This window comes from Okeania sp., from assembly GCF_983059655.1.
Map to the genome: position 1 here is coordinate 1 of NZ_CEZPJD010000104.1, position 11,059 is coordinate 11,059.

The following is an 11,059-nucleotide window of genomic DNA, read 5'->3' on the forward strand; positions in this document are numbered from 1 at the left end:
AAGAACAAAAGAATTACATGATGTCTTTGGTTGAGCAGATATTTCAAAAATCAAGTTCTGCTAATTATTTAGTTACTCTCAATTTTGAAGGGGGAAATTTTGCCACAGGTTTTCCAGTTATTAGAGCAAATATTTGGTCAGACTATCATCCTTTACCAATTTCTTTTACAGGTAATTTACCCCCGAACTTAAAAATTTCTCAGCTCTATCAAGACTGGGGTAAAAAATATAAACAATTAAGAGAATACTATCGAAATTTAGGCTTGCTTCCTAGAATCAAAATTAAGCAAGAGCAGACAACAAATTTTTCCAAAAAAGATCTAGAGAAAAAAGCCCAGAAAATAATTCTTGAGATTCGGGAATTAGAGAAAGAGTGGCAAATTATTCTCAACAACTGGTTAAACAGTTCAGATTTTAATCTCATAGAAAAGGAACTACGGACTAAATTTAATCCCTCAGATAAAGTCCGACTAATTATCCAATCTGAAGATAATTTAATCCAGCACATTCCCTGGCACTTATGGAAATTTTTCTCAGATTATCAATTTGCTGAAACTGCCATAGGTTTGCCAGAAGCTAACCGAGTGGAAAAATTAAATATTGCTCGGGAAAAAATCCGCATCTTAGCAATTTTCGGAGATGACAAAGGCATAAATGTTGAGGCAGATAAACAATTTTTATCTAGTTTTTCCAGAGAAGCAGAAATTATTTCTTTAGTTAAACCAAGTCGCCAAGAATTAGATGAAAAATTATGGGATGAAAAAGGTTGGGATATTCTGTGTTTTTCTGGTCATAGTGAAAGTAAAGCTGATGGGAGTACCGGATGTTTTTATTTAGGTAATGAAACAAAAATGACAATTGAGGAATTTTCTAATTCCCTAGCAACAACTATTAGGAAAGGTCTACAGTTAGCAATTTTCAATTCTTGCGATGGATTAGGTTTAGCTCGACAACTTACTCGGTTACATATTCCGGCAATTATTGTTATGCGAGAAGAAGTAGCAGACAAAGTTGCTCAGAAATTTTTGCAGGATTTTCTGGAGTTATTTGCTAGTGGAAAATCTCTATATATTTCAGTAAGAGAAGCGAGAGAAAAATTACAAGTAATGGAAGATAAATTTCCTGGTGCTAGTTGGTTGCCAGTTATTTGTCAAAATTCCGCAGAAGTTCCTCCGCTATTTCAGTTATCAGTTATAGCAGGGAATAGGGAAAATTTGGAAAGAAAAAAATCACTGAATTTTGCCCCCCGAGCAAGCCAACGTTGGGGGGAACAAGAGTAAATTTGCTTGCTCTAGTCCCCCAAAATTGGGGGACTTAGGGGGCTTGTATTACAAAGAAAAACTTGATTTTTCTGGAGCAAATATAATGCTAATTAATACATCCAAACAACCACTTTACAGTTATCAGTTATCAGTTAACAGTTATCAGTTATCAGTTATCAATTAACAGTTATTAGTCATCTAAAGATGACTTCTGCTATGAGCCAATAAATTTATTTCTTGGCGGATGAAGCGGATGACAAATAATCACTTAATTTTTCAGGAGTAAATAATTATGCTAATTAATACATCCAAACAACCACGCAGAAATCTCCAAAATCGTTCATTTAAAAATCAAGATTTGACTAATCAAGACTTTTCTTCTGCTGATATTAGAGGAGCAGATTTTTCTGGAGCAAATCTCACGGGTGCTAAGTTTAATTATGCTTTAGCAGGATTAACAAAATCTCAGACTAGACTGATTTTTATTCTGGTAGTTTTCTTATTTTTAGCTGCAGGTACAGCAGCAGGTGGCGCTACTGTTATTCCTATCAGACTTATTTCTAGCAAAGTAACTCAAAAATTTCCAATTCAGATTGGAGTATTTATTTTTCCTCTCCTAGAATTTATCAATATTGGCTTGTTAGTAATAATAGTTCGCCAAGGAATTAAAAAAACTTGGTGGTATTTATTTACTCTAATTATTTTGATGATGCTAATAGCTGTAATATTTTCATTTCTGGGTATCTCAGAGAAAAGTCTCGAAAGATATTTGAGTTTTTTGAGAATAACAAATAAATTGCCCAGTACAGTTATTAAATTGTCAGAATGGTTTAAAGATTTTAGATTTGGTAATTTGCTCGAAGCAATCATTAATTTCTTAACTGATAATGGCGATCCTGAGAATAAAACTGTGGTTATATTTTTCAGCTTAACTCTCTGTGCCATAGCAATATTAATATTGATTTTCACTCTCAGTTTAGGAATAATTGTAGCTGAAATTATCTCTGGTAAACGGCTAGTAAATTTAGCATTAATATGGATAAATATTATCACAGCAGTTGGCACAGGAATTGCTGCTAAAAATCAAGTAAAACTCTACGAAATGCCGTTTATAGTCATGGTAGTTATTCTGGCGATCGCTATTTCTTTAACCTTAATATCAATCGCTAGAAATCTTGCTAAAAAAATCCTAGCAGAGGACGAAAATAATCTTTTCATCCTACAATTTGCTGTTGTCGCTGGAGCAATAAAAGGCACCAATTTTGAAAATGCAAATTTAACCGATGCAGACTTTAGTCATGCCACTCTCAAAAGTACAAATTTTCGATTTGCTAATACTACTCGCACATTCTGGCGACAAAGCAAATATCTAAAATTTGCCAGAGTTGAAACAACAATATTAGATGAGCCAAAAGTCAGAGAATTATTAATAACTGGAGATGGCAGAAATAAACAATATATAGATGCCAATTTAAGAGGAGCAAACCTGATGAGTGCCGACTTGAGTAACGCTAATTTCAAACTAGCAGACTTAGGAGAAGCTTCTCTTAAAGCTGCCAATTTAAACAACGCAAACTTAACCGAAACATTAGCAATAGGCACTAACTTTACCACCGCTCAAATGTCAGGAACTTGTTTAGAAGCTTGGAATATTGACCACACTACTATCCTGGATAATATTGAATCAAAATATATCTATTTATTAGAGAAACCAAAACCAGAAACAGACGATAGAGAACGTCGCCCCAGTAGTGGATATTTCCAAAAAGGAGACTTTACAAAATTATTCCAAGAAGTCTTAAATACTGTAGATTTAATATTCCGAAATGGAGTAGATGCCAAAGCATTTATGTCATCTTTTCAACAGGTGCAAGTGGAAAACCAAGGCACCCCCATGAAAATTCAAGGCATGGAAAATAAAGGCGATGGAGTAGTAGTAATTAGAATTGACGTTCCCCTAGAAACAGATAAAGAAAAAATTCATCGAGAGTTTATCCAATTCTATGATGAAAATGTGAGACTGCTAGAGAAAAAATATCAGAAAGAGTTAGAAGAAATCAAAGAACAGATAAATCTAACTCTTCAGGAAAGTGAGAGAAAACATCAGATAGAGTTGGCACAAAGAGAAAAACAAATTACTCGTTCAGAAGAACAAAATAAACACACGATGTCTTTGGTTAATCAGATATTTCAAAAATCAAAATCTGCTAATTATTTAGTAACTCTCAATTTTGAAGGAGGAAGTTTTGCCACAGGTTTTCCAGTTATTAGAGCAAATATTTGGTCAAATGGTCATCCTTTACCAACTTCTTTTTCCAGTCACTTACCCCCAAATTTAAAAATTCCTCAACTCTATCAAGACTGGAGCAAAAAATACGAACAATTAAGACAATGCTATAGAAATTTAGGCTTCCTTCCTAGAATCAAAATGAAGGAAGAGCAGACAGCAAATTTTTCTAAAAAAGATATATATCAGGAAGTCCACAAAATAATTAGTCAGATTAGGGAGTTAGAAAAAGAGTGGCAACTTCTCCTCAACAATTGGTTAAACAGTTCAGATTTTAATCGCATAGAAAAGGAGCTAAGAACTAAATTTAATCTCTCAGACAAAATCCGATTAATTATTCAATCTGAAGATAATTTAATCCAGCACATTCCCTGGCATCTCTGGAAATTTTTCTCAGATTATCAATTGGCAGAAGCTGCCATAGGCTTGCCAGAAGCTAACCGAGTCGAAAAATTCAATATTACTCGGGAAAAAATCCGCATCTTAGCAATTTTCGGAGATGACAAAGGCATAAATGTTGAGGCAGATAAAAAATATTTATCTCGTTTCTCCAGGGAAGCAGAAATTGTTTCTCTAGTTAAACCAAGTCGCCAAGAAATAGATGAAAAGTTATGGGATGAAAAAAGTTGGGATATTCTTTGTTTTTCTGGTCACAGTCACAGTGCAAAAGATGGGAGTACTGGATATTTTGATTTAGGAAATCAAACAACAATAACAATTGAGGAATTAGAAAATGCCCTGGTAACAACTATCAAGAAAGGTCTACAGTTAGCAATTTTCAATTCTTGCGATGGATTAGGTTTAGCCAGACAACTTGCTAGGTTACATATTCCGGCAATTATTGTCATGCGAGAAGAAGTTCCAGATGTAGTTGCCCAGAAATTTTTACAGGATTTTCTTCAGTTATTTGCTAGTGGAAAATCTCTATATATTTCTGTGCGAGAAGCGAGGGAAAAATTACAAGTAATGGAAGATAAATTTCCTGGTGCTAGTTGGTTGCCAGTTATTTGTCAAAATTCCGCAGAAGTTCCTCCGTCATTTCAGTTATCAGTTATCAGTTAACAGTTATCAGCTATTTCAGTTAACAGTTATTAGTCATTTAAAGCCAAGGATTAAAATCTTTGGCTAATAGTTTAAGTCATCTAAAGATGACTCTATTTAATTTTTTAGGGGGTAAATATAATGTTAATTAATACATCCAGACAACCACTTTACAGTTATCAGTTAACAGTTATTAGTCATCTAAAGATGACTTCTGCTATGAGCCAATAAATTTATTTCTTGGCGGATGAAGCGGATGACAAATAATCACTTAATTTTTCAGGAGTAAATAATTATGCTAATTAATACATCCAAACAACCACTTTACAGTTATCAGTTATCAGTTATCAGTTAACAGTTATCAATTAACAGTTATTAGTCATTTTTAGAGGAGCAGATTTTACCAATACAAATCTCACGGGTAGTTATTTTTCAGCATTCAGCTAGTCTCCTACAGAGAAACTACGTTAACAGAAATTAACAATGAATAAATTATTTCTTAAAGTACAACTTTTTAAGTTTGAGCGGCCAAAAACTTAGGATTTGGGGCAGAATATGGCAGAAAAATCATTTGTAAAAAAAAACTAAAGATAAGCATAAAAACGTATATATGGTAAGAAAATTTAAAAATAAATGATAAGCTTAAAATCAGTTCTAATATTAATTAATATGTCCAAAAGGCAACACAAAAATTATAAATTTCTTTACAGTTATCAGTTAACAGTTATTAGTCATATTTAGATGACTTCTCCTGTAAGTCAAGAAATTTATTTCTTGGCGAATGAAAAATAATTACAGAATAAAGAAATTTTCTACTTAAACTTTCAGGAGGTGAATTTAATGTTAATTAATACATCCAGACGACCACGGAGAAATCTTCAAGGTCGTTCATTTAAAAATCAAGATTTGACTGGTCAAGACTTTTCTTATGCAGATATAAGAGGGGCAGATTTTTCTGGAGCAAATCTTACAGGTGCTAAGTTCAATTATGCTTTAGCAGGATTAACAAAATCTCAGACTAGACTGATTTTTATTCTGGTAGTTGTCTTATTTTTGGCTGCAGGTATAGGAGCAGGTCTTGCCACTTATTTTCCCATCAGACTAGTATCTAGTAAAACAACTCAACAATTTCCAATTCAGCTTGGTATAGTTATTTTTCCTCTCCTAGAATTTATCAATATTAGCTTATTAGTAATAATAGTTCGTCAAGGAATTAAAAAAATTTGGGTGTATTTATTTACTTTAATTATTTTGATGGTAGTAATACTTGTAATATGTGCAGCTCTTGTAAATTTTGATGAGGGAGAGGTCAGAAAAATTTCGAGTTTTTTGGGGCTTAAAAATACATTGCCTAGTATAGTTTTTAAATTGTCAAATATGTTTAAAGATATGTTTGAGCATTTTGAAATTGATCGGGTCTTTAGATACTTAATTAGTTTCTTAACTTATAATGAAGATCCTGAGAATAAAACTTTGGTTATATTTTTCAGCTTGATTCTCTGTGTAATAGCAATATTAATATTAATTTTTACTCTCAGCTTAGGAATGATTTTAGCTGAAATTATCTCTGGTAAGCAGCTAGTAAACTTAGCATTAATATGGGTAAATATTATCACAGTAGTTGCCACAGGAAATGTTGCTAGAATTCAAGTAAGACAATACGAAATACCGATTATAGTCATGGTAGTTATTCTGGCGATCGCTATTCATTCAACCTTGATTTTCATCGCTAGAAGTCTAGCAAAAAAAATCCTAGCAGAAGACGAAAATAATCTTTTCATCCTACAGTTTGCTCTTACCATTGCAGCTATAAAAGGCACCAATTTTAAAGATGCAAATTTAACCGATGTCAACTTTAGTCATGCCATCCTTAAAAGTACAGATTTTCGATTTGCTAATACCACTCGAACATTCTGGCGACAAACCAAATATTTAAAATTTGCCAGAGTCGAAACAACAATATTAGATGACCCAAAAGTTAGAGATTTATTAATAACTGGATGGGGAAGAGACCAAGAGTATATAGGAGCAAACTTAAGAGGAGCAAACCTGATAAGTGCCGACCTAAGTAATGCCAATTTCAAACTTGCTGACTTAAGCGAATCTTCCCTACAAGCTGCCAATTTAAACAACGCAAACTTAACCGAAACATTAGCAATAGGCACCAATTTTACCACCGCTCAAATGTCAGGAACTTGTCTAGAAGCTTGGAATATTGACCACACTACTATCCTCGATCATATTGAATCAAAATATATCTATTTATTAGAGAAACCAAAACCAGAAACAGACGATAGAGAACGTCGCCCCAGTAGTGGATATTTCCAAAAAGGAGACTTTACAAAATTATTCCAAGAATTCTTAAATACTGTAGATTTAATATTCCGAAATGGAGTAGATGCCAAAGCTTTTACGTCCTCCTTTAAAAAAGTGCAAGTAGAAAATCAAGGCATTCCGATGAAAATTAAATCAATGGAAAATAAAGGCGATGGAGTAATGGTAGTAAAAATCGACGTACCCCCAGAAACTAACAAAGAAAAAATTCATCAGAAATTTGTACAAATCTATGATGAAACTGTCATAGCGTTAGAAGAAAAATATCAGAAACAGTTGGCAGGAATAGAAAAACAAGTTATTCTATACCGTCGAAAAACAGAGGAAAATGAATATCGAATGTTCTTGATGAATCAGATGTTAAAAACCCAAACATCTGCCAATGCCATCACCAGAGAAAAATTAGTTATTCTCAATTTTGAAGGAGGGAGCTTGAGAAAAGGTTTTACCAGAATTAAAGCCTATATCTGGTCAGATGGTCATCCTTTGCCCATGGATATTACCAGTAACTTACCCTCAAACTTAGAAATTTATCAACTCCATCAACAGTGGAGCCAAAAATATCAAAAATTAACAGAATTGTATCAAAATTTAAGCTTGCCCTCTAGAATCAAAATCAAAAAAAACCAGAAGACAAATGTTTCTATAAAAGATGTAAAACAAACAATTACTCAGATTCAAGAATTAGAGAAAGAGTGGCGATCGCCGATCAATAACTGGTTAAGTTTTCCCAATTTTGCTCGGATAGAAAGTCAACTACGAACTAAAATTAAACCTTCAGATAAAGTCCGATTAATTATTCAATCTGAAGATAATTTAATCCAACGCCTTCCCTGGCACCTATGGAAATTTTGCTCAGATTATCAATTTGCTGAAACTGCCATAGCTCTGCCAGAAGCTAACCGAGTCGAAAAGTTAAATATTACTCGGGAAAAAATCCGCATCTTAGCAATTTTTGGAGATGACAAAGGCATAAATATTGAGGCAGATAAACAATATTTGTCTAGTTTTTCCAGAGAGGCAGAAATTGTTTCTTTAGTTCAACCAAGTCGCCAAGAACTAGATAAAAAATTATGCGATGAAAAAGGTTGGGATATTCTTTGTTTTTCTGGTCATAGTCACAGTGCAAAAGATGGGAGTACTGGATATTTTGATTTAGGAAATCAAACAACAATAACAATTGAGGAATTAGAAAATGCCCTAGTAACAACTATTAGGAAAGGTCTAAAATTAGCGATTTTCAATTCTTGTGATGGATTAGGTTTAGCCAGACAACTCGCTCGACTATATATTCCGGCAATTATTGTCATGCAAAAACCAGTTCCAGACGTAGTTGCCCAGGAATTTTTCCAGAATTTTATGCAATTATTTGCTAGTGGTAAATCTCTATATATTTCCGTGCGAAAAGCCAGGGAAAAATTACAAGTAATGGAAGATAAATTTCCTGGTGCAAGTTGGTTACCAATAATTTGTCAAAATCCCGCAGAAACCCCTCCTAATTGGCGAGATTTACATGGAATTTATCAACCTAATTTTGCCGAAATTTTGACAGATTTAAAATTAGCCATTGAAACGGAAAATTGGTTAACTCCAGCAGATAAAACAGAAGCTTTAAAACAAGTAGAAATCTTAGCAAAATTAGGAGAATTTCCCAGTCAAGAAAATCAATATTCTGTGAAGTCAGCCATCAGAATATTAAGAGGTATTGTTGCCGAACATCCCGCTGCTAGTTTGATGAATGAAGCTGTAGAAAAATTGTTAATTTACTTTTTAAGAGGAAGTGGCTCACACTGATTATGGTACGGATACACGGATACGGAAGTCGGGACGTTGCATGCAACGTCCGTACAGAGAGTAGGGGAGATTAAAGAAAGATTTGGCAATAGTGTTGAGATGGAACATTTTTTATACCGATTAAATTACAGGAACAATGAATAATTTATCTCGTTTTTTTTTACAGCGTTTAAACAACCGAAAAAGCACTCAAGGATTTACTTTAATTGAGTTGTTAGTCGTGATTATTATTATTGGAATTTTGTCATCTATTGGTTTAGTTGCATTTTTAAATCAAGTGAGCAAAGCAAAACAAGTTGAAGGGATTACTTACATAAAGGCCGTCACGGATGAACAAATTAGTAACTATATTGAAGATAATCAGTTTAAAAATAACTTAAATCAGTTTGAATCTTTTCCACCAAAAGATCAACTCAATAATAATGATTTTATTTTGAATATACTTGGTTTTTCACACAAAACACAAAACTATTTCTATGGCATACCATTTATTAATGATGAAATAGCAATTCAAGTAGCTTTAACTAAGAATCCAACTATTAAATCTTATGCAGAAATTATATATATAACAAATAGTAAGCTGTACAGAATGAAATGTGAAGCTTATATTCAGGAATTTATAAGCGATATATTGCCTGAATTATCATCTATTTCATCAGAGGATATACAACAGGAATTAGACCAATATTGTGATTGAAGAAGGTAGAAGGCAGGAAGGAAATTGGTATTATACGCAAGTCCTATTTATATGAATTGTGAAAATACATAATAAACAATTATCTAAAATATTTCACTACTTTTGCATAATTCTGAGTTTTCCTCCTAAAGAGTTAATTAGAAGCAAAAAAGAGAAACTACTTTTTACAGCTTCAGACATACTCATTAGGAATAACAAATATCACTGAGAAACATTAGTAGTTAAAAGATGAGAGTGGGAAAATCTTGGAATATTTCGGCATTTTATATCTGCATTGGTAGAAAGTGCAACGACTGTATAACCGGATTTCATCTTACTTGTCAAAAAAATAACAAATGATTATCTAAAATATTTGACTACTTTTGCATAATTTTGAGTTTCCCTCCTAAAGAGTTAATTAGAAGCAGAAAAGAGAGGCTAGTTTTTATAGCTCCTCACCGCTTCAGACATACTGATGAGGAACAACAAATGTCACTCAGAAAAATCAGAATTACTCAAATTCCCATTCATCGCTTAAATAGTTTAAGTCAAGCAGTATTAGTAGCGATCGCTTCTACTTGTGGCATCGGAGTCAAAGCCGCCCTAGCAGACCCACCACCCGCGCCACCACCTCTAACGGTATTGCCTCCAGTCTTCTGTTTCCGGTTCACTGATATTAAAGCAGTAGAAGACGACCCAGAAGGAGATAAATTTCAACTAGCCTTTGAAGTTCTCAACTGGTCTAACCAACCTGCTGCTGGCGTTCGTATTGCCCTCACAGAAGGAACAAACACCTTTGTCACTGAGGGTGCAGCACCCTCTTTTGCCGGCGCAGGAATTGACGGTAACGGTCGTCCTAACGGTCCTGATGGAGATCCTTTACCAGGAAATCAACAATTTATTAACACTGGTAGCGTAGTGCAATCAACTGAAACTGCTATTCAATGGGATGCTGTTCAGTCAGACTTTAATACCCTGTCTAGTGGACCGATACCAAACCGTGACTTGCTTGGTGTTGGACCGAGAAATACTCCTGGTGGTTGTGCCTTAGTTCCTGGTTGCCAACTCCAAGGACCTACCAACCCTGTAGTTGCTGACTGGGAGACTGTTGATAACGGTAATAATGTCCTTGATGGTTTTGTCATTACAGTAGACGACATGGACGAGGGAGAGGTACTATCTTTTAACTGGAATCTCCTGGATGTTAATGGCAACCCTATTGGTCTGCCTGGTGGTATTGGGAATGATTATGGTTTCGGTGCGGTGAATATTGCTCGTATACCTATCAACGGAGACCCTGATGCCGACTTCCGGATCTTTGAGCAGAATACTGGTGTTGAACGCTCCAACCGAATATTCGCCGAAAATTCTCACATGGTTACGGAATTTTCTCCTGTTGATTATGACACACAAATTAGTGGCGGTCTTTCTGCTTTGAATGAGGTGGCGACTGATACTGCTGCTGCGACTGATGGTGAACTTATTGCTAAGTTTGCAGCAGAGTTTGGTGCAGGTATCGCTGGTCAGTTTCTCAACCCAGAGGATAATATTTTTGGTTCTACTGTTAATGCTCAGTTAGTTGATTACGGCACTGGTGGAGGCAACACTGGTGGTGGAGGCAACACTGGTGGTGGAGGCAACACTGGTGGTGGAGGCAACACTGGT

Annotated in this window: 6 protein-coding genes; all 6 read left to right on the forward strand. The window is 34.6% G+C overall.

The features are described from left to right. Positions 1-1,280 (forward strand): CHAT domain-containing protein (locus AC3DU7_RS08620; RefSeq protein ID WP_488038940.1); only part of this gene is annotated, 1,280 nt, incomplete at its 5' end. 274 nt (positions 1,281-1,554) lie between these two features. Continuing rightward, positions 1,555-4,611 carry a pentapeptide repeat-containing protein gene (locus AC3DU7_RS08625; RefSeq protein WP_488038941.1) on the forward strand — a complete coding sequence of 1,019 codons (3,057 nt, stop codon included), beginning with the start codon at positions 1,555-1,557 and terminating at the stop codon, positions 4,609-4,611. Positions 4,612-4,971: 360 nt separating this feature from the next. Then, on the forward strand, positions 4,972-5,037 hold the full coding sequence (locus AC3DU7_RS08630) for a pentapeptide repeat-containing protein (protein WP_488038948.1): 66 nt from the start codon (positions 4,972-4,974) through the stop codon (positions 5,035-5,037). A 393-nt stretch (positions 5,038-5,430) separates the two neighbouring features. Next, positions 5,431-8,718 carry a pentapeptide repeat-containing protein gene (locus AC3DU7_RS08635; protein WP_488038942.1) on the forward strand — a complete coding sequence of 1,096 codons (3,288 nt, stop codon included), beginning with the start codon at positions 5,431-5,433 and terminating at the stop codon, positions 8,716-8,718. A 136-nt stretch (positions 8,719-8,854) separates the two neighbouring features. Then, positions 8,855-9,415: a prepilin-type N-terminal cleavage/methylation domain-containing protein gene (locus AC3DU7_RS08640; protein ID WP_488038943.1), complete on the forward strand. Its 561-nt coding sequence runs from the start codon at positions 8,855-8,857 to the stop codon at positions 9,413-9,415. Positions 9,416-9,883: 468 nt separating this feature from the next. Further along, on the forward strand, positions 9,884-11,059 hold a 1,176-nt coding region (locus tag AC3DU7_RS08645), incomplete at its 3' end, for a hypothetical protein (RefSeq protein ID WP_488038944.1).

Excerpts from the sequence above, each read along its gene's own strand:
- AC3DU7_RS08625 (WP_488038941.1), top strand. The coding sequence starts at position 1,555 with ATGCTAATTAATACATCCAAACAACCACGCAGAAATCTCCAAAATCGT.
- AC3DU7_RS08635 (WP_488038942.1), top strand. The coding sequence starts at position 5,431 with ATGTTAATTAATACATCCAGACGACCACGGAGAAATCTTCAAGGTCGT.
- AC3DU7_RS08640 (WP_488038943.1), top strand. The coding sequence starts at position 8,855 with ATGAATAATTTATCTCGTTTTTTTTTACAGCGTTTAAACAACCGAAAA.